Annotated in this window: 16 protein-coding genes and 3 tRNA genes; 2 read left to right on the forward strand and 17 right to left on the reverse strand. The window is 37.5% G+C overall.

The window, feature by feature from the left end; genetic code table 11:
* Nucleotides 1-797: 797 nt before the first annotated feature.
* Together Q7U95_RS04110 and Q7U95_RS04115 are read right to left on the reverse strand one after the other, a co-directional pair.
* Nucleotides 798-1,055: a hypothetical protein gene (locus tag Q7U95_RS04110; protein ID WP_308752073.1), complete on the reverse strand. Its 258-nt coding sequence runs from the start codon at nt 1,053-1,055 to the stop codon at nt 798-800.
* Nucleotides 1,052-1,933 (reverse strand): Fic family protein, encoded by an 882-nt coding sequence (locus tag Q7U95_RS04115; protein ID WP_308752075.1) that lies wholly within the window; start codon nt 1,931-1,933, stop codon nt 1,052-1,054. The genes Q7U95_RS04110 and Q7U95_RS04115 overlap by 4 nt, the downstream gene beginning before the upstream one ends.
* Before the next feature lie 292 nt (nt 1,934-2,225).
* Between Q7U95_RS04115 and Q7U95_RS04120 the strand changes: the two genes are divergently transcribed.
* Complete coding sequence (locus tag Q7U95_RS04120) at nt 2,226-2,354, forward strand: hypothetical protein (protein ID WP_308752077.1); 129 nt, start codon at nt 2,226-2,228, stop codon at nt 2,352-2,354.
* Between the two features lie 80 nt (nt 2,355-2,434).
* Here the strand turns inward: Q7U95_RS04120 and Q7U95_RS04125 are convergent, their stop codons facing one another.
* Entirely contained in the window at nt 2,435-3,175 is a 741-nt protein-coding gene (locus Q7U95_RS04125; protein ID WP_308752078.1) for a hypothetical protein, read from the reverse strand.
* Between the two features lie 50 nt (nt 3,176-3,225).
* On the opposite strand from Q7U95_RS04125, the gene Q7U95_RS04130 reads away from it, so the two are divergent.
* Nucleotides 3,226-3,480 (forward strand): hypothetical protein, encoded by a 255-nt coding sequence (locus tag Q7U95_RS04130; protein ID WP_308752080.1) that lies wholly within the window; start codon nt 3,226-3,228, stop codon nt 3,478-3,480.
* Here Q7U95_RS04130 and Q7U95_RS04135 read toward each other — a convergent pair.
* From Q7U95_RS04135 to Q7U95_RS04200, 14 genes are all read right to left on the reverse strand, one after another.
* Nucleotides 3,472-3,687: a hypothetical protein gene (locus Q7U95_RS04135; protein WP_308752082.1), complete on the reverse strand. Its 216-nt coding sequence runs from the start codon at nt 3,685-3,687 to the stop codon at nt 3,472-3,474. The two genes, Q7U95_RS04130 and Q7U95_RS04135, sit on opposite strands and share 9 nt — an antisense overlap.
* A 290-nt stretch (nt 3,688-3,977) precedes the next feature.
* Nucleotides 3,978-8,039, reverse strand: a complete 4,062-nt coding sequence (locus Q7U95_RS04140; RefSeq protein WP_308752084.1) for a hypothetical protein — start codon at nt 8,037-8,039, stop codon at nt 3,978-3,980.
* Nucleotides 8,040-8,264: 225 nt separating this feature from the next.
* Nucleotides 8,265-9,020 (reverse strand): hypothetical protein, encoded by a 756-nt coding sequence (locus Q7U95_RS04145; protein ID WP_308752086.1) that lies wholly within the window; start codon nt 9,018-9,020, stop codon nt 8,265-8,267.
* Complete coding sequence (locus tag Q7U95_RS04150) at nt 9,004-11,190, reverse strand: RelA/SpoT domain-containing protein (protein ID WP_308752088.1); 2,187 nt, start codon at nt 11,188-11,190, stop codon at nt 9,004-9,006. The genes Q7U95_RS04145 and Q7U95_RS04150 overlap by 17 nt, the downstream gene beginning before the upstream one ends.
* A 202-nt stretch (nt 11,191-11,392) precedes the next feature.
* A complete protein-coding gene (locus tag Q7U95_RS04155) occupies nt 11,393-12,115 on the reverse strand; it encodes a hypothetical protein (RefSeq protein WP_308752090.1) in 723 nt (240 codons plus the stop codon).
* Nucleotides 12,116-12,572: 457 nt separating this feature from the next.
* On the reverse strand, nt 12,573-12,800 hold the full coding sequence (locus Q7U95_RS04160) for a hypothetical protein (RefSeq protein ID WP_308752091.1): 228 nt from the start codon (nt 12,798-12,800) through the stop codon (nt 12,573-12,575).
* A gap of 86 nt (nt 12,801-12,886) precedes the next feature.
* A complete protein-coding gene (locus tag Q7U95_RS04165) occupies nt 12,887-13,117 on the reverse strand; it encodes a DUF2188 domain-containing protein (protein ID WP_308752092.1) in 231 nt (76 codons plus the stop codon).
* 446 nt (nt 13,118-13,563) lie between these two features.
* The gene (locus Q7U95_RS04170; protein ID WP_308752094.1) at nt 13,564-14,124 is read right to left on the reverse strand and encodes a hypothetical protein; all 561 of its coding nucleotides are present in this window, start codon (nt 14,122-14,124) and stop codon (nt 13,564-13,566) included.
* A 306-nt stretch (nt 14,125-14,430) separates the two neighbouring features.
* The gene (locus Q7U95_RS04175; protein WP_308752096.1) at nt 14,431-15,129 is read right to left on the reverse strand and encodes a hypothetical protein; all 699 of its coding nucleotides are present in this window, start codon (nt 15,127-15,129) and stop codon (nt 14,431-14,433) included.
* Between the two features lie 150 nt (nt 15,130-15,279).
* Nucleotides 15,280-16,647 (reverse strand): helix-turn-helix domain-containing protein, encoded by a 1,368-nt coding sequence (locus Q7U95_RS04180; protein WP_308752098.1) that lies wholly within the window; start codon nt 16,645-16,647, stop codon nt 15,280-15,282.
* Between the two features lie 516 nt (nt 16,648-17,163).
* Nucleotides 17,164-17,238, reverse strand: a tRNA-Val gene (locus tag Q7U95_RS04185).
* An 85-nt stretch (nt 17,239-17,323) separates the two neighbouring features.
* Nucleotides 17,324-17,398 (reverse strand) — tRNA-Cys (locus Q7U95_RS04190).
* Nucleotides 17,399-17,735: 337 nt separating this feature from the next.
* A tRNA-Gly gene (locus Q7U95_RS04195) sits at nt 17,736-17,810 on the reverse strand.
* A gap of 290 nt (nt 17,811-18,100) precedes the next feature.
* Nucleotides 18,101-20,549 (reverse strand): HD domain-containing phosphohydrolase (locus tag Q7U95_RS04200; RefSeq protein WP_308752100.1); only part of this gene is annotated, 2,449 nt, incomplete at its 5' end.

Here is a 20,549-nt window from a genome sequence, read left to right on the forward strand (position 1 = left end):
CCCCCCCCCCCCGCCCCCCCCCCCCCCCCCCCCCCCCCCCCCCCGCCCCGCCCCCCCCCCCCCCCCCCCCGATAAGGACAAAATGAAATAGCCCTCGGCCATTGTGCCCGGCAAACATTCTTAAAATACTCGAAAATTCCCTAAGGCTATTCATCATGATCCCTTCTGCCAGAAAATTCTTGAGAAGAAATTGCCTTCCTTAAATCATAAAAAGTTACACTATGTAGTTATGTTTCACTTAAATTAGCATATTTTTGTATAGATGTAAACCGTCTGACTGGGTTCTATACATATGCAACCTCTCTAGATGATAGTTAAAATATCAACTATTTTAATCTATCGATGTTGCATATGTATCTGAACTTATTCACTACCCAATGGTATTGAATTTGAAAAAATTTTAGAGTAAGGATATATTGTGAAATTAAAAAGTGTATCCAATGTGGGTTAAATAAAAAAAATGCCCAACTAGCAGGCATTTTATCTCAAAAGCACTGGTGGGGCCAGTAGGACTATCTTCAAACCCATCCGAGAATATATTACCAAAAATCCGGTAGATGAGAAAGTGTTGGATTTGTTGCTTGAAGTGGCGTAATAACAAGAATTTGAAAAACTTTGAAGTATCTGGCTAACGACTGCGTGAGCGGCGAGAGGATTGGCTGCACTTAACTTGCTGTTAAATTGAAACTTTGAGAGAACACAAAACTGGCCAAGAAGTCGGAGCCCTCTCGTCTGCTCCACGTAATGTTAGGCCTGTTCCACCAACAATTAGTTCGTGCAATACGGCTCCGACTAATTTAATTATTCATTGCAGCAGTAAGTATGTTTTTAACGCTTTTAGAAAACTTATGAACATCATATGGTAGTGATGGTACCTTCCCGAATGTTTGCTTATTCTTTAGGTCTGCAATAAGTATGTTGCCGCCGCCGCCTGTCTGGATCTTGCCGATAGTGATATTGTATTCCCGCAGAACCTTGGAACCATCCACCACGCCCCAACCGCTTGCTTTCAGCTTTGGGTCAATAAGTTCCGCTCTGGTTTCCGCTTCGTTCATGATTTGTAATCTCCAATTTTCCAAACGCCTTTTTCAAGAAAAGCTTCTATGGTTTGGCGATTTGCCTTATTTATCAAATTAGAGTGTGATACCTTATTCTTTTTCGCGTATTCAGCAAGCGTCATGATGTGTGTGCCTTCCAGATACGCAAGTCTCTTGTGATAACTGTTTGTAAGCGCTTTGCCGACTATTTCCTCCATGATTTTGGCAGTGCCTTTTTCGTCAAATTCCTTAAACGCTTCGTAATACATCTTTCTATCGATGAATTTAATATTCACCGGCACAAAACCTTCTCGTATAAGCAGATAATTATTTATTACTCTTCCGATACGGCCATTACCATCAACAAACGGGTGGGTGTGTTCAAAAGTAAGATGCAGCAGCGCGATACGTTTTATAATATTTTCGTGACTGTTCGCGTTATAACCTGCAAGCATTTTATCCAATCTTTCTACTACTTCTTTTGGGTCCGGCGCTATGTGATTCGCAACCCTGACCCACTCACCGTCCTTACGAAATCTGCCGGCTATATCATCACGGATATTCGCTATAAGCATTTTGTGAAGCGACAGAATAACCTCAAGGGTAAGCTCTTGTTCTTTGGCTTTTGTATTGATATAAGAAACTACCTGCGCGAGGTTTTTTGCTTCAAAAATTTCTCTTTCAGTTATATACCTGTCTAAATCTATTTGCAAAAGGATTTTCTCTGTTTCTTCAAGAGTAAGAGTGCTGTTCTCGATAGCGTTGGAGTTATAGACCTGCTCGGCAACCTCCGCTTCACTCAATAATTTTATAAGCGATTGCTTACCGACAGACGCAATATAATACCGCTCTCTCAAACGATTGATTGAATTAAAAACATGTAATATTTTTGCCACAGTTACAGTATAAACTCTTTCACGCTTTTGTCAACATAATCGTGAAAAATTGCAATAAAAATAGCAGATTTCACGGTTTTGAACTACAATTTCCCCTCAAATGCCTTTTGTAGCGCCGATTTTTTCAGTTCGTCCAGATCATTCAGCTTTTGCTGGTAGATGGCTTCAAGCTCCTTAGTTTCGGCGGAAAGCGCATCGAGTTTGGCGACAATTGTTTGTTGTTCTTTTTCAGAGGTAGAGCAACTAATTGTTAGCTTTTCCCACTTTCCTTTATTGATAATTGGAATGTATCATGAACAGGCATTTTTCTTCAAAATATGCTGGTAGGGGCTACTGGGCTATCTTCGAACTTTTAAGCAAGCACATTTCCAATAATCCGATAGATGAGAAAGTGTTAGATTTGTTGCTTGAAGTGGCCTGACGCTACGGGTGACCGGCGGTGGAATGGTAGAGCGAAGCAGAGCGGTTTTTACCGTCCGTGTTCACCCGATTGTTCGGTTCCTATATCCTCACTGATTCGTAGTCTGTTGCACCCAGATCCCTGTCCATCAGGAACAGGAAATGGTGAGTATGGCCAGATATCTGCTTCGCCAAATTCCCGAGTCCACCAATCGTAAACAGCCGACTTAGCGAACGCGCGAGTCGTTCGCAATGGACTGTCAGTTCTCTATTGATCTGACAATGAATCGCATGGCTCTGCTTTGGGTCAGCGATGCACTCCATCCAAGCGGGATCATCTTGCAGGACTTCCATCTCGAGTCTCTGCCACTCATCGTCTGGAGACGGACCTGGGTCGGCGTCGCCAAGAACGACGTTGAGATTATAGTACCTGGCACTTTGCGCAAACTGCGACATGATCTGGACAATTCGCCTCAGCCTCTTGTCGGTCCGGAGGAACTCGATATCGGTTTTCGCAGCAGGGATCTGTGAAAGGTATTCGTCGGAGAAACAACCCTGGGTGATTCGCTCGAGCAGCCATGTGAGATCATGGGTAGGGTTCTTCCCTTGAGGCTTCTTTGAAAGGGCACTGCGGTCAGGAAATTCGCCTGTCGTCTTCAGGTGATGGCAACATATCACCACCTTCATCAGCCTTTCCATGCCCGACGACAGCAAGAGAATCGGCAGGTGAAAGAAATCCGTTCCTCCATTCATCCGGTTAAGTTCACGCAGACCCGTTTTCAAGAGCTTCATGGCGGTGAGTAGCTCTTCTCCGATCATCACTTTTTGTAGAGAAGTTGACATCATCTTCCTCCAAAACAGAACGGCCTAGCTAACAGGAGAGCAGCGGCTTTTTGCTGCGAGTCCTGTTGAGCGATTTGTTAGCTAATTTAACTATAAGAGGACTAAACATGTTTAATATTATTATTTATGGCGAAAGAAATCACAATAAGCCTCACAATAGCTTTATGGTTGGGCTAATGGGGTGTAAAAGTATAATTGAAAACCAACTTGGACAAAAAGATGGAATTAAAATATGCGGTTACACTGTTAATTTTGAAGATGGAACATCGGTTGATATTACTAATACAATTTATGCATCAACCTAAATTGTTTCCTTCGTCGCCGTCAGGTTTTGAGACGGGTGTCTTTAGCCCGCATTGATTCCTTGTGTAATAATCAGGGTATTCGCCATTGTCGATTTTTTTAGCAAACCCAGAACGAGTCATTTCTTCACCAGATTTATTATCGACGAATTTTTGGTTTCTTCCAGTATCAGACTCTTTTATTACTGATACTCTTGGTTTTTTTGGCATGGTATTTCTCCTTTTTGTTTATGTAGCTAACTTATTAATATACTGAATTTCATAATCTATAATTAAATTTCGAGTTAAGACAAATTTACCCTTCAAGAATTTCCCAAAATTGTGTGATCTCAGGGGCAGTTTTTTCATAGATGACCCCTCCTCTGTTTTTACTCTTGCTTCTTCACCAATTACTCTAGAGTTTGTAAAAGATTCAGCCAATAAACCAGTTATTTTTCAAATTTGTCAAGCCTGGCCACAAACCTAAAACTTCTTATTTTTATTAGAGAAATACACAATTATTATCTGTTACAAGCATCTATACCAACAACCTCGACGTTATTAATCTGAGTATATACTCCCTCTATTTTTTGTAGTAATTTCTGCCACTTAGCGGCTTCCTTGTCTACATTAAAAATCAAGAATATGCCTTTATCTGCTCCAAAACCTTCCATGTAATTCTGCAGTTTCTTATACGAGGTCTTTTCAGTCATATCCATCCTGGGTCCCAAATCGGAATGTTTTGATAACTTGACTTCAATGAGCACTTTCATCGAAGGCGAAAACCCATAGGAGATGAAGAAATCAACCCTTTCATCGCTCAATAACTGCGGTTCTCTTAAAATAATATCTATCCCTAATGACTTGAGGTAACTTTTCAGATGTAGTTCTATCAATTTTTGTATATCCGGCTCGGGTCTGTACTCACCTTTAGAATTAAGAAATAATTTATATGCACCTTCTTTTTCAATCCAATTACGCAAATCGGCAATTGATTCTTTTATCTTTTCGAAAAGATCGTTCGAAGTAACAATATCTAAATATTGTTCAGCCTTCAAAGCATTATACTGACGTACGCAATCATTAATATTCTTTGGCGGCCCAAAATAAATTTGATAGCTGCGTTTAATCTCTGCCAAATTGTTCTTAAACCAGTTAATACCCTCCTTTGACATATTTTCTTGCACAAATTTTTCTAATTTTTCTACAGGTTCATATGATTTAGATCTTTGTTCAAGTTTAAGATTACCAACGTATTTAATCACTACCTGCCAGAGATAGACAGTATATGGCCAGTAATTTTTATCCTTCTCTAGCAAATCCAGAGAGAAACCAAGAAGTTCAATGAACCTATCCAGATATTTGCTATCCTGCAGTTTCATCAACGAAGCAGCAAATTCTTTTCGATGAAGCTCAGCCTCTCCGGCACCAACCCAGTGAGCTTCTTTGGGCTCAATATGAGTAAATTTTCTCTTTTTTAATTCTTCCAGTCTCCAATCGATTGCGTCCGCATCTTTATGGTTTTCAATTAGAAGTTCGCTTGCTAATTCCGACAGCTCAGTAAATTCCTCTTTATATTTCTCAAATATGGTCTTGAGCAAAATACTGTCTGGTTTTAATTGTTCTGAAACCTTAAGAGCTTCTTTGCGTTCGTACTCCGAAATTTTGTCATCATCTATAAAGCTCTTAAGAATCGGGGCAGCTACTTTAAACTGATATTCTTTAATTAGTCTTATAAAGCTTGATGTCAGGTAATACTTTAGTACACTACCTGAATTGTATACTTCCAAGACATAAATTAGTTCTTCTTCTTTTATATCGGGAATCAACCCAAATATATTTTCTAAGGACTTGCTCCACGCATAAGGGATAAAATCTATTACATGCTGCCGAGAAGTTTTATCTATCTCTACCTCAAAATACTTGGCTACCGCTAAACACTTTTCAAAAATCGCTACACTACAACTAAACGAAAAAGTCTTAATTCCACCTTTTTCATTCCATTCTCTTACTTCAAATCTTAGATTTTGGGTATCCGTGGATTGTAATTCATACTCTACAAACTTCTTAATCTTCTGCTTCTCATAATCTGTGAGATAAGATTCGACCTCATTCCAGCTTCCCTCCAGTTGCTCCAGTGCCCTTAAGTAAATTGACCAATGTTTTTTGTCAGGCAGCAGAGGCAAGAGGCCTAAATCGGCTTTGATACGACTATAAGCAACCCACCCTTTTTCAGGCTTACCTTTTGCTTTCTTTTGTTGCTTCTTTATCTCTTTATAATCTTCCTTAAAATATTTCCGCCCTTGCTTATAGATTTCGCCCCCTTCTTTTCCACGCTGCCACTTAGCATTCTCAAATACCCGTAAAGCCAACCATTTGCCTTTACCGTTTTCAAAATCAAGAATCCCTTTTACAAAATCATCCACAGAGTCTTTGGACAATAAATTAACAAATAGTTCAGCATAACTCATAACATATTTTTGGAGCTTCACGCCTTCTTTTATTTTATTAAAAATTTTTCCAATAATCCCCTTGTCTTTTTCTCTAAGCAATATTGCTATATTTTTAAGAAATTTTGACTCTTGCTCATAAATCGCTATAAGCTTAAAAACTATTTCAACTAGCTTTTCTTCAACTTCATCATCAAAAACTGCCCCTATGTTCTGAATAATTTTTTGGTCTTTATCTTCAAAAATACCTTCATGATCCACAAAAGCTTTTAAAAACTGCTCATCTTCGTACAAATAGTCCAAAAATTTCTTTACAAACTTCTTTTTTGTAATCTCAAAAAACCCATAACGAGCTTCTACATGTTCTCCACATTTCATACCCTCAATAAAATATTTTAATGACAAATCATGATTAGGATTAGTTTCTCTGCAAAACATTAGAAACACTCTTTTTACTGAGCTGTCTGGATGAGTAAATACCTTTTGAACGGATTTTATTAAAGAATCGTCCTCAAACTGTTCAAGCGCTGAGAGAGAATGTCTTTGCAAAACTCCGTTTTCGTTTTCATCATTAGCAAACGAAATGAGTTTCTCCTTCCAAAAATCCCGTTCAATATTATCGAGTTTATCCTGCTCAAGCAGAAACTCGACGATAAATGCAACGTTGCCCTTTTTTACAAATTTCTCCGTTTCGCCAGCATCCCTTAGTTCTTCTTCATCTATCCACTTCTTTAAAAAGTCACCAACAGAAGAGTCAAAAAATGTAGCGAGCCTCCTTGCAATATCTCTATCAATCCACAAAAGCTCATTTTGATAGTAGCTGAATACTTTTTTAAAAATCCTTGTTCTCTGTTCTTTGTCAATATTTGAGGTATCTACTTTGGTAAGAAATCGAAGGTACTCTTCATCTTCGACAACCTTTTCACTTCGCTTGATGCCAAAATCAAGCATTGGTTCCAAAAGAGAAACATCTTGATCAATAACAAAGCTTAATGTACTAAACCAGCTTTGATGAATTTCACGCAAATCTTTATCTACAGCAAAATCATAGATACGCCTTTGGCTTCCCAGACGAAACAATTCGCAAGATGCAAGATACTCCTGCAATGAATGATCCTCAAAAGAAACCGTGTCACCGCTATCTATCCAAAGCCCATGATCGAACAAGATTTGAAGTTTGCCCATTTCTAGAAAATTACCAGCTATATTTGACTGAATATCTTCCAATATTGTTATTAATTCATCTTTTGCAATTTCGTTCCTTTGGTATACCTCCATCACAAGAGCTATTTTTTCCAACAAACGTCGTATTAACGCATCATCTTGAGCTCCTCTTTTGTCATCTTCTATTTGAAGTCTTCCGTTGACAAAAAAGTTATATAGATCAGACTTTGTCGGTTTGTCATGGGGATGCCTATATCGAAACTCAAAAAACTTTTCTAAATAACGAGGTATTAAAATAATTGAGTCCCAATTAGGCTCTCTGAAGTCTTGAATAATTCGATTAATGTCATTTTTTTTGAAAAATCTCTTTTCATCTTTATCCACGACCTCCTTTAAGTAATCTCTAACCTGTTGAAAGTTGAATCTCTCAATTGTGATATATGCTAAACTTTCCTCTTCAAAAAGGGGAAATTTCTCATAAAAAGGAAGCCGGCAAGATATGAACACAGAAACGTTCGCATAGCGTCTCAAAAAGAGTTTGAGTTCGTTTGTAAGCTCAGATAACATATCTTGACGTGCTTCATCAAGAGCATCGAAACAAAAAACAACATTGGCCTTATCCTCAACCTTGTACGCTACATCTTCATTTATCTGAATTTGTTTTTCTATAAATTTCTCTATCGGTTTTTCGCCCGAATATGATTTCAAATCAATGGAAAAAACATCTTTTCCATTTTGACTTGCGTAAGTTTGTAATTCTTTGAAAAGCCGAGTTTTCCCGTATCCCGGATCCGTAAGCACAAGACCGCGCTTCTTTGATAAAAGGTCTTCAAAAGAGAGGTTGTTCTGAGCACTTAATAAAAGGCTAATTCTTTGTTCTTTTATGCCTTGAAGCAAGTCTTTAAAACTTTCATAGGGCCTGATATTTGGGAATATGTAGCTTTTTTGTTTTAAGGTAACTGTTTTCATTGTTCACCTCAACTCGTGTATTTATCTAATCTTTCGCAAATTTTGATTTTTTTCTCGTTCGGACAGTAAATTTGCGGATAACCAAATTTAAAGAAACACGACTCCCGTAATTAAATTTCAAGACAAGGCAAGTTTCCCCTTCAAGAATTTCCCAAAATTGTGTGATCTCAGGGTCAGCTTTTCCATAGATGACCCCATTTCTACGTTTCTACATTTCTTTCAAGATTAATTATCAAATTCTCTCTTTCTTAATTCTATATCTTCATCTGCTCGTTTTCGTTCGTATGAAATTTTTTTATCGAGATAATTATCATATTTTTTCACAAATGATTGGATTGCTCTGTTTTTGTCTTTTTTCCAACTTTGAATTGCTTCTTTTTTTTCTTTATATCTTTCAACAAAACCATATTCACCCCATACACCTCCCGTTTGCGAGAGGACAATAAACATTTCTTTATCGTATTTATCATTTTCGGGGTAATTTTTTATCAATTCTTTGCAAACACTATGCAAAAATACTTCCCCCTTGTAGGCTCGTAGAATACTAAAAGTTATTTCAACTTTTTTGTTATCTTTAGATTTAACCAACCTGATTAACTCTTCTTCTAGAACCTTATTAAAAGTTGGAAAAATCGCTTTCAGCAAATGGCTACCCTCCCAATAAAATAGCCAGTCTTTTTTAGTGAACCATTTTAATATTTCTGGAACGACAACCTTTGCATTTTTGCTGAGAGGCTCATTAGCTTTGTGAAAATTAAAAGGTACTGCGTCATAGCGTTCCTCTTGTTTTTCCTTTGCTTTAATTAAAACTCGCTCATGAAAGAAATTGATTATTTTTTTTGGATATTTTTCGGCAATCGGCATTAGAATTTTCTCGATACGATAATCAATATTTGGAACAAGCAACAAATTTTCTAAGATGATATCAAAATCTGTTTTCGACAACGAGCTTAAAATTGAATCTTTAACGATACCAGACATTATTAACCCACCACCAATTCTCGTTTTTTGTTAACTCCTTGATAGTATCAATGAATAAATTCTTGGTATTTTTGTGTTTTGGGTAATTTCTTACTATTGATTGAATAATATTATTAAAAGTATTGTTTTGAATATCTCTGTCTTTAACCTTCTTTGCTTCCTTAAAAATCTTATCAAGCAATGCCTTGTCTATTTCCTCAACATAGTCAAAAATACAAGCACAAATGGGAAGATGCTCCCCTTCATCAATCCATTTAGAAATTAGGTCTTTCGCGCATTTTTTTGACCTGCTCTTCCAAATGCCGGCAACCAAATGAATAAGAAAAGGTTCGAGTTCAATTTCTTTTTCTGTTAATAATTTATAAGCAATCTTGGGTTTTTGTTGAGCTAACTCATTGAGAAAAATATTAAAATACTGAAATTCGCCTCTGTCTTCTAATAAAGAATAGTTTTTTATAACTGATAAAATCTTTCTTTCCCAATTGTTATAACTTTCCTCTGAGATACCATCAATAAATCCTTGAATTTTCTTTTTTCTTTCCTCCTCTGCTTTTTCCCAGTCCAAATCCTCTATAAAATCATAACCAACGAATGTTCTAAACATCTCATATTCTGTGTTGGAGGCAATTAAAAATTGCAGTTCTTTAATTCTGGGTAGCTTCTCTCTGCTAAATCTACGAACAAACCAGCATATCTGTTTCTCGATATCTTTGATAATTTCATTGTCAGCACCGGGAACAACTGAGATATAATAATTAATTAAAGTATTAGTATTGCCTAATATCATGTTTTCCATATCTTTGCCATAATCACCTTTTTGCGGCAGTTGAGTTGCTTCTTGAAGTACTTGAATAATTTTTCGCTTCTGTTTTAATTCTTTGGCAAGCAAATAAAGTTTTTCAAGTATTACAATTGTCTTTTCTCTGATTTCTTTTAAATTATCATCTACTCTCAGTGCTCCAAATTGAAGAACAAAAGTCTCATAATCTTTCATTGAATGTCCTTCAAAGGATGGACTTAATAATTGTTCTGCAATTTTAACGACAGGCTCAACACCCTCAATTAAATGTTTTTTGCTCCATTTTCCAATCTTTCCCAAAATCAATAATTGTGGGTGGTAGCTAATCTTTTTTAAAGTGTGTAAATTATATTTAGAAAGACTGGATAATACCTCCAAGGCCTTCTTTTTAACCTCAGGCTCCCTATCCAGTGAAAGAATAATAAGTAAACCAAAAACCTTTTCAGTATGAAAATATCTCAACTGATTTAATATATCTAAGCATGCATCTGCAACATCTGAATAACTATGGCCCCTCAAACTGCCAAGCATTGTTTTGATTGGCTCTATTTTTAATGATTTTGATTTCTTTAAAACGGACTTCATGATGCTAATAATATCCAACTCTTTGGGCGTTTTATCTCCAAACTCCTCAATATATTTATACAGTAGCTTCAGGTTTTCATATAATTCATTATTTGATTCAGAATGAATGATGGTGTTTAAAAATTTAGTGTCAAAAATTTGTTTGCCTTGCTTAATCTTTTCAGTTTCACGAGAAATATGGTCAAAGGTACGTTGTGCTTCTTTTATATGATTTTTCATCACATCAGTAAATTGTTTTTCCAATGAGGCAAAAGCTTGTTTGTCAAAATCAGATAATTCTTTTTTCGGTTTGTAAATTATGTCATGGGCCATCTCTGACCATGCATGATACAAAATAGTAGTAAGTTGTATTTCGCATTTTAAGCCTGAAAATTTAGCATATTCTGTGAGATTTAACCTATCCTCATTAAACTTAACTATAAGATGAAGCGCGTTGTATTCATCTTCCGAATACTTGAGGTTTCGCTTAATAACATCAAATTCTTTGTAAATATGATTTTCAAACCTTTCGATATCGCTATCAATATAAAAAATGACCCTACAACCCGCAAGGTCATCAATTGCTGCCACTTTTTTTAATTTCTGGAGCTCTTTGTCATCGGTAATTTTGTTCTGTAGTGAGCCTATTTCTTTTTGCCGATAAGAAACTATCTGATATCGAAATTCATTATCCCCTAAAAGGGTTTCTAAAATAAAGCCCACAGTTTTTGCAAAATCTCCATAGATATGTAGTTGAGATTTATATTCATCAGTAAATTTTTTGACTATATCTGTTTTCATGGTCATCGTAATAATTAACCTCTCAAAACTTAATCATTCAACTAATCTCCGCCTGTACTTTTTCAATTATTTATTTCATCACACGAAGATTGCTAAATCGCATTATTTCTTATTAATTTCCTCTTTCGTTAGACCGTAGAGCTTATAAAACCGATTAGTCGATGAGCCAGTTGGTTTTTCAAGTTATTCAAGCCTGACTCTTCTTTGTTCACACTTTGGATAATTTGCTCTCATATTTTTCAAGGATTAGCTCTATTTTTTGCTGTAAATATCCTTTTAATCCCTCAGCAATTTTAACTACTTTCGAATTTGATTTTCTCAACTCGGTAATCGGCTCCTCTTTTTCTATTGAAGAACAAACTCTGTCGAAAAAGATTTGGAATGTTAAAGATGAGTCATTTCTAAATTTTATTATTCTCTCGGGTGAATAATTACGTATTTTTTCTTCCAATATTTTTCCGCTGAAGAAATCCTCCCGATAACCCTCAAAAATCTCCCGACAAAGGATATTGAAGATTTTGCATTGCCCATCAAGCTCGCTCTGAATTGCTTCAAGATGGCTTTTTAGATGTTTCTGCAAAACCTTACGAGCTTTATAATGTAGGTTATAATATTTTCTTCCAACATCATCAAATTCTCTGACTAGTTTTTCAAGATCATTGGGAATTCGTAATTTAGTGCTAGGATTTAACTTATCCCATGCTTCCAGTGTTGTTCGAGCATTAAATGGACACCCAAATATCTCTAGTACTTTACATTTGCTCTTTACTTCATCATACAGCGGTTCATAAATTTCCTGCCTATTTCTAATAGCATACTGAACTTGTCTTTCTTTTCTTTGGAGGTGAAGATTTACCCAAAAAGTAATCAACCCACCTACAATTACACCAATTGCACCAATTAGTACGCTAATTAATTGGCTCCAACTCACTTTGACCTCTCTTTGCTCTAAAAATTCATTCTCAATAACATTTTTAACCTTAAAACCTTTTCAACAATTGCTATTTCTTCTTCCGTTAAGTCGTAAAGTTTGTAGACCATTTGGTCTGCTTGAGACTTATAGTTAGGTTTTCGCTTTCTAAGCATATTATTTTAACATAACAAAACATTACAAGAGTTCAGATAGTATATAAAGCGTTTTGAAATGTCAGAGAAAACAGGAATCCTGTATGCTACATGGCGAAAAAAATTCTCTCAACAGGCATTTCTCGATTGCGAGTCCCGGGCAGATACAAACCAGAAGCCCCTGATAGATATTTTGTCCCAGCAGGAGAAACATGTAAAGCAATTGCCAGAATATACTTTATTTACCCGTTAAGTATGTTTAAATAGCTGTCTGCCAGAATATTTTAAAAACTATGCTGGCTATCGTGTATTATTTATTGATTTTATTCAGTATGATATGGGCGAAGACACCAGTAGCACCCATTGAATCCTTGCTCTTGAGCTTCATGTACTAAATCCGGATTAAAGGTCTGAACATTTTCTTTGTTAATCTCGTCAATCTGGCAATTTTTATTTTCGTTATCAAGATCATGTACTTCCATGTGATCTGGGTCTTTATTGCCAATAAAACGTTTTCCATTGAACGGCCAGCTATATCTTCTCATTCTCAAATCAACTCCTTTCGCTCTCATCGATAAGAAAGCCATCTACTTCCTAATATCACCCTTCCAGGTCATGGATTCTAATGTTTGTGGATCTAGCCCTTGGGTGGGAACTTGTCTTCTCCATAAGTGTACTCAGTCTGAATCTTGCCATTCATCCCGTGAATAATAACTTGCCCAAGAGGATTTGATTTTGCTAATTTCTTGGCTCTATCAATAGCATCTGCCTTCTTGTCAAAAATGTTAGCAGCTCGCGATGCATCTTCAGACTTCACTTTCCATTCAGCCCCATCGGGAATTATATGATATACCTTTCTTTTTCCCATCATGTCACCTCCTTTAATCAAACCAGATAACCTTATGCAAATTTGGATATTTCATTGCAGTCAAATTCATTTCTTTCGCCTATAAAGATCATTTAAACATATTGATAATATAGTACAACGAACTAGTGTTCGATTCAATACTTAAAATCAAATTATTTTCTAAAGTTTAATACATTTCAACACGACTGTAACCTACCCATTGGTATTGAATTTGAAAAAATTTTAGAGCAAGGATATATTGTGAAATTAAATAAAAAAATGCCCGACTAACAGGCATTTTATGTCAAAATATGATGGTGGGGCCAGTGGGACAATCTTCGAACTTTTAAGTGAGCATATTTCCAAAAATCCGGTAGATGAGAAAGTGTTAGATTTGTTGCTTGAAGTGGCGTAACGCTACGGCTCAGGGGCAACGTGTTTTTTACGCTGTCCCTTACAACCGGTTGTTAGGCAAATTTTGCCAAATTCGCTCTATATGTCGGAATTGTCCGAAACATTTCGTCGAGGATATCCGGAACTCTACTTGCCGCTTGTTCTATTAAAGTATTCGAAATGGCCACCATGTCAGAGTGAGGTGGAATGGATCCCCCTGATCTTTCTGAGGTTTCAGTAGGATAGCGCAATTTGAATTTCGTTCCTGTTCCCAAATCCTGATAATAATGATGATTCAGGTGGACAATCAAGGCCTGTGACCGATCATCCAAATGAAAACCATGTTTCTCGATAACCTTGTAGAGTTGAACTAAGTCGTGTTTATTTGGAGGCTTAGCCGCAACTGATGCAATACATGCTTTCATGGAACATTCAATCGCATGCCCGGTTAATTGTAGCTTAGGATTAATGAAGTGGAGTTCCTTTTTGTCCAATATCGATGCGGCTGTGAGAAGCTCTACTGCAATGTATGCCCAATAGAGGGCCTGCATTTCTTTTGGAATTGGAAATGACGGTTCATTAATTAATTCATAGAGTTTCTTAATATTGCTCTGAGCTTTTTCTATTTTACTCATAGATTCCTTCCTGTGAAAAACAGTATTGCCTAACTTATTAATATATAGCATTCCATAATCTAATTAATTTTTCTGGTAAAGATAAATTTCTCCTTCAAGAATTTCCCAAAATTGTGTGATTTCAGGGTCAGTTTTTTATAGTTGGCCCTATCTCTTGTCATTTTTATAGAAACTACTGTTGTCGTCCACAGATGGTTCGTCTTTCTCTACAAGGATCATGCCTCTTTTCCTGAGGATGGTTCCTCCGCTCCTGTAACCTGTACCCCGTCGTCTGGGTTTCTGAACTGACGGGGTTTATTTTATGCGTTAAGTATTCTTCTTCCTTGTCCAAGATAGATAAGCATCATCGAGTTGAAAAAGAAACTCTTTAATAGTTTTAAGAACCTCTTCACAAAAACCCCTTTTTAATACTATTGTTTTCTTGACAACTTTCCCATTAATTTTGGATTTTTCTAAATCAAGAAGGTCCGATTTCTCTATATATTTTTCGACCTTCTCCGCTTTCTTGGAATCATCAAGTTTCCCATCGTTATGAACTATGAAATTCCTGATTCGATTATAGTGCTTTATTTCGGCCCACTCTCCATTCTCTGGAAAATCAATTTCCGCCACTTTCTTTAAGTAATTTTTGGCACGCTCTATTCCCCCATCTTTTAAGTCATTTAAAGTTAATTTCAAACCGCAAGCTTCTTTTGCACGTTTGCAATAACGATTCAAAAAATTCTCTATCGTCGAATAGGATAAAACAAACAATGAGTTCCTAAAAATGAGAGGAAGTTCTTCAGTAAGTTCACGATATATCTCAGCATAATGCTCACCGAGATCTTGCTTTTCTTCTCTCGTGAATTCACGCCCTGTTTTCTCCAAGGACTTTTTCTCGATTTCTTCAATCTCATTTTTTAAAAATCTCTCTGAGGATTTTAAACATTCCTGAATCTTTCTCGTTTCCTCCGCAATCATACCTTTATAAATCCCATATATTATAGGGCTTTTTCTATTGCTCATTTGCCCTTTCTCCCTTGGTTGTCAATTCTTCAAACGGCACAATATATCTTACCACCTCAACCAATTCTTCGGCTTAAAATGCTTCATCAGACTTTGGATTATAGGGCCGGGTGGAACCATTGGCGGCTTTATGTCCCCTTTATGTCCCCTTTATGTCCCCTTTGTCTCCTTTAAAAGATAATATGTTCCTTTCCCAGTAGTTCCTACTTGGTCAAAAACATCCTTTTCAACTAAATCTACGAGGTCTCGACTTGCAGTTTTCTTTGTAGTATTGACAAGTTCTTGATATTCTTTGTTTGTAATCCTTCCTTTTTCCTTAACATACAATGCCGCCTTAATCTGCCTCTCGTTGAGCCCTAACTTTACAAGATATTCTTCCGTGTAGATATCCTTGTTGAATATGACCAAAAATCCGCCAAACTTCTCCTCGAAGACAGGAGTAGGTAGACCAGCCTTTTTACAGGCATCTATGATTTTTTGAATACCACTTCCATATCTCTCAATCAGCCCAACATCGTAAAATATCTGACCAATGAGTTTATTGCGCAGCTTCGAGGAATGGTTGGGATTGTATAGTTCCTCAATGGTCATTCCAGGTGGCAATCCCCCAGGATTCCAGATAGTCAATCTATTATCGTGAATTTTCAATTGGATATCCGAGTTATCTGCATAATCTCTATGACACACAGCATTGACTACTGCTTCCCTCAGCGATTCAAGAGGATAATCCCAGACTTCTTCTCTTGCCGGCCTGCCAGTCATAACAAACCTTACATTGGTATTCTTGCGAATAAAGTCCATGACCTCTTCTATCTGTTCGATTGCAGTGCCGCCTATCAACTTGTCATCTATTATTATGGTCTCTTGTTTGAATCTGCCGCAATGAACAGTTGCTTGTAACAACTTTTCTTGAGGAACCTTGCCAAAAAGAATAACCGCTGCCAGTGTAGGTTGACTATTCTTTATTAACTCCATTTTTTCAAGAACCTTTACGAGGCATTCATCGTCCCCAATCTTTCTCCTGCCGGTAGAAACGGCTTTTTTGATGTATCCGTTTACCTTTTCAAAATCAATATCATCAATGGTTGCATCTTTTGCTGGAAGAGCATCCCAACTTGAGCCAGTAGCAGAAAGATGCATTTGAGCGATTTCTTGAGGAGACATCCGCCTGTTGCTGTTGCCCACTCTTCTAAAACAACGGCCCCTTGTTGCAACCGGCTTTAAGGGAAACTCGCGAACATTTATGAAGGCTATTGTTTTCCCGTCCAACTCCGCGACGTTTATCTCTGGGATGATAGTGGGTTCTGTGTTTTGAGAAACTTGGTTTGCCCAGCCATTAAGAGTTTCCTTGCCTATGGCAACACCTTTTACATCTGCTTTATCGCTTACACCTACAACAATGACCCCACCCCGAGTGTTGGAGGAAGCCACAACCGTTTCGATTGTTTCCCTATCGAAACTTTCCTTAAATTCAACCGTCTCGGATTCCCCAGATATCAATATTTTTTTAATATCCATTCGCTTTTTCTCCCTTTGCTGCCAGTCCTTTATGCAACACAATATCTTACTACTTCAGCTATCTCTTCTAGCTCTAAATTCTCCACTGGCTTCCTCGATGAGTTTGATTTCCACCAACTCTGATCAATTTGAGCTTTTGATGATGCTTCCAGGTTTGATATTTATCACTCCATCACCTTATACCTAAAAACTCTTTCGTCCTGCACAAACAAAACGCTCCTCTAATATAACAAACTTAAGGGAAGACTTGTGAAGCATTTAACCATCTTTAAAATTCAACAAAATGTGGTTTTATCCTGTTTTTAGTCCCGCCAGTAGTCCAGAGGACTATCAGCCTCTAGCTGAAGGCGGGCAAGCGGGAGTTGATAGAGTATGGAATAAAAACTTTTTAACACATATGCAGAAGTTTGTAACCTACCCATTGGCATTGAATTTGAAAAAATTTTAGAGCAAAGATATATTGTGAAATTAAATAAGAAAAATGCCTAACTAACAGGCATTTTTATCAAAATATGATGGTGGGCGCTACTGGGTTCGAACCAGTGACCCCTTCCGTGTCGAGGAAGTACTCTTCCACTGAGCTAAGCGCCCGTTTAGTCGATAGTCGGTAGTCGAAAGTCGTTAGTTAAATATTAAAATCCTTCTCCTGATTTCCCATTAGCCATCTTCGGTGACTTGGAGGCGGCGAGCGGATTTGAACCGCTGAATAGAGGTTTTGCAGACCTCTGCCTTACCACTTGGCTACGCCGCCCATTAAATATAAAGTCTGTTAGTCGGGAGTCGGTAGTTTCTTAGTTTCTAGTCTCTTCGTCCCTTCATCCCTTCCTGTTTTATACATATGCATTAGTAGAGTGCGACCGGAAAAGAGGAGCAGTTCTGCCACCAAGAAATTTATTCTCCATAAGTTCCGTTTGCATTTGCTCAACGAAGTGGATGAACCGGAACGGAGTAAAATTGCTATCACCCAAAACCACTACTTTTTCATGAATATTCTGAGCGTTTGTATCCCCCTGCATTATGTCGCTAGCTTGCATTAGCCTTAAACTACTCCTCACTCCCCACTATTCACTCACCGCTTTCAGCGGTGTTGGAGCGGAAGACGGGATTTGAACCCGCGACCCTCACCTTGGCAAGGTGATGCTCTACCACTGAGCTACTTCCGCATATTTCCACAAAAGGTATTCTAGCACGGAGAATTAGTCTTTGCAATCATAAATTATGCCTTGTCTGAGGAGCTAAAAAGACAGATTTTAATTACTGCTACCGCCTCATTGCTTATTTGTCTGTCTTTAAATCTTCGAGGATTATCACGTCCAGATTTTTTGAAATGAATCTCGCTGCAGCTTGTTGAAAGTATTCCTAATTAGCTTTTCAAAAAAGTTCATCATTTGTTGTAAACACTGTTTCTTTTAAAACTGCTCCGCTACCTTCTTGAACTCTCAGATTTATCATTCTATCCCGTGTCTTCTGGTTTTTCTTGGCCAAATAATCCTTCCAAGCCCAATTCATCTATAACATCTAGAAAGACCTTAACAATATAGGGATCAAATTGTTTGCCAGCAGTATTCTTCAATTCTTTAACAACTCGCTGGAAACTAAGGGGTGCTCTATAGGGTCTTGCTGAAGTCATAGCATCAAAAGAGTCCGCAACCGCTAATATCCTGGCTCCCAAGGGGATTTCCTCTCCTTTTAATCCCTTCAAATAACCATTACCATCATATCTTTCGTGGTGATGAAAGATTATGGGGACTACGTCCTTAAGCTTAGGAAGTTGCCCAATTATTTGAATTGCTAAATGTGGATGAGTTTTGTCAACATCGTATTCTTCCTCAGTTAAACTTGATGGTTTGTTTAGGATATCTTCCTTTACACCTATTTTGCCAATATCATGAAGTAGGGCAGCTGTTTTAAGAGTGGTCTTATCTTTTGCAGAAAAACCAACTTTATTGGCAATCATAATTGCGTATTTCGTAACATTTTCAGAGTGACCTCTCGTATAAGAGTCTTTAGCTTCAATCGCCTCGACAAATGCCTTAACGGTTTCAATATAAAGCTTTTCTAATTCATTAAAGAGCTTGGCGTTATATATTGAGACAGCGGCCTCTCCGGACAAGGTGGAAAGAAGTCTCAAGTCATCATCCGTAAATTTTTGAGGACAACTCGACCCAATATTTATTACCCCAATTACCTCATCTTTAATCTTCAAAGGAATCGAGAGAGCCGAACGCAGCTCTTTTCGCATTTCGTGAGTTTTAAAACGAGGGTCGGTTCCCACATCTTCTAGCAACAGGGCCTCACCTTTCTCAAAAACCCATCCGGCGATTCCTTCTCCTGGTTTAAGGCGCGTCTTTTCGACAATTTTTCTATCCAGTCCCTTCGCTGCCACAATCCTCATCTCATTTAATTCTTTGTCAAAAAGCATTATTGATCCAATCTCGGCACCCATTGTCTTCGCTGTAGAGCCAATGAGAAAGTTGAGCAATGTATTAAGCTCAAGGGTAGAACCTAAAATCTTGTTAATTTCATAAAGCGTTGAAAATTCGGTTGCAGCTTTTTTTGTTTTTTTATACAAACGCTCTCTTTCAGTAATATCTTGCAACACCAAAACAGTGCCCAAAAAGCTATTAGATTTGTCTCTAATCGGAGCGAGATTAACTCTAATTATACGAGAGCCTTGAACCGATATCCGCATCTCTTTAACTGAGGACTCTCCACTCTTAAACTGCCTTATCAATTCCTGAACCGAGTCTCTTTTTTCCTTTGGATGACAAAGCAAAACATCATTGCCGATTACATCCTTTGGTTTTACGCCAAAAATTTCTCCCGCAAAGTTATTCATGGCTACTACTTTATTGTTTTTATCGGCGGTAATTACACCCTCGCCCATGCTAGCAAACATCGCATCTAATCTAATTTTTTCGCCACTCATCTCTTCGTAAAGCCTTGTATTCTCAATCGCTACAGCTATCTGATAAGCGATGCTCTCCAATATACGAATCTGCTTCTTCTCAAATTTCCCCTTCTCATCAGTTGCAAAAGCGAGTACTCCAACTATTTTTTCTTTAGTAACAAGAGGTAAACAAACTTGGCTTTGAATTTTTTCTTTCGGAAAGATTGTTTCATAATCACTATTTTCACAAATATTTTCAAAAATTCTCGGTTTTAGCTCAAGTAAAGTCCTGACACACACACAATTTTCTGAATCAGCAGAGGCCTTTTCCAGGTCCTTAAGATGTACACCGTAAATTGCCTTGGGCTTTAATTTAGTACTTTGAAAAACTGGGCATTTAACACACTCTGTAATCTTTTCTGAAAATTTACCTTGTATCTCATCCCGACAACAAGTTCCGCTAATAGTCCAACATTCTAAACTCTCTGATGCATAAGCTGGGCAATTATCACAACTTTTGGAGTGGGGTTTGCCCAACTTTTCTTGATAAACCCAACATCTTTTGAGACTCTTTTCATCAACTAAAAGAATGGCCCCAAATTTGGCACCTATAAGAGGTGCTGTCCCTTTGAGAATTTGCTTTAAAAGTTCTTTTAAATTTAAAGTCGAGCTTATAGTCTTTGAAATATCAAATATTGTCGTTAGCTCTTCAACCCGGTTTTCAACTTGTTTATTTGCCGAGACCAACTCCTGAGTTCTTTCTTTGACTTTATCCTCGAGGGTCTCTCCCCAAAGTTCAAGTTCTCTTTGAGATTTTTCGAGTCTTTGAGCCATTTTATTAAAGGAGCTTGCAAGCTCCCCAAGCTCGCCCCCCGATTTTACCCTTACCCTCTGAGTTAAATTATTTGCAACAAAAGTTTTTACACTCTTATCCAATACATCGATATCTTTTGCAATTCTTCTAGATACAAGAAACCCTACCGCAAGGCCTAAAATAACTATCCCAAATGCA

This window comes from Candidatus Oleimmundimicrobium sp. (genome assembly GCF_030651595.1).
Lineage (GTDB): Bacteria > Actinomycetota > Aquicultoria > UBA3085 > Oleimmundimicrobiaceae > JAUSCH01.

Bases quoted from the DNA above. Each gene is read 5' to 3' on its own strand.
- Q7U95_RS04110 (WP_308752073.1), bottom strand. From the start codon at position 1,055: ATGAACGAAGCGGAAACCAGAGCGGAACTTATTGACCCAAAGCTGAAA.
- Q7U95_RS04120 (WP_308752077.1), top strand. From the start codon at position 2,226: ATGAACAGGCATTTTTCTTCAAAATATGCTGGTAGGGGCTACTGGGCT.
- Q7U95_RS04125 (WP_308752078.1), bottom strand. From the start codon at position 3,175: ATGTCAACTTCTCTACAAAAAGTGATGATCGGAGAAGAGCTACTCACC.
- Q7U95_RS04135 (WP_308752082.1), bottom strand. From the start codon at position 3,687: ATGCCAAAAAAACCAAGAGTATCAGTAATAAAAGAGTCTGATACTGGA.
- Q7U95_RS04140 (WP_308752084.1), bottom strand. From the start codon at position 8,039: ATGAAAACAGTTACCTTAAAACAAAAAAGCTACATATTCCCAAATATC.
- Q7U95_RS04145 (WP_308752086.1), bottom strand. From the start codon at position 9,020: ATGTCTGGTATCGTTAAAGATTCAATTTTAAGCTCGTTGTCGAAAACA.
- Q7U95_RS04150 (WP_308752088.1), bottom strand. From the start codon at position 11,190: ATGACCATGAAAACAGATATAGTCAAAAAATTTACTGATGAATATAAA.
- Q7U95_RS04165 (WP_308752092.1), bottom strand. From the start codon at position 13,117: ATGGGAAAAAGAAAGGTATATCATATAATTCCCGATGGGGCTGAATGG.
- Q7U95_RS04170 (WP_308752094.1), bottom strand. From the start codon at position 14,124: ATGAGTAAAATAGAAAAAGCTCAGAGCAATATTAAGAAACTCTATGAA.
- Q7U95_RS04175 (WP_308752096.1), bottom strand. From the start codon at position 15,129: ATGAGCAATAGAAAAAGCCCTATAATATATGGGATTTATAAAGGTATG.
- Q7U95_RS04180 (WP_308752098.1), bottom strand. From the start codon at position 16,647: ATGGATATTAAAAAAATATTGATATCTGGGGAATCCGAGACGGTTGAA.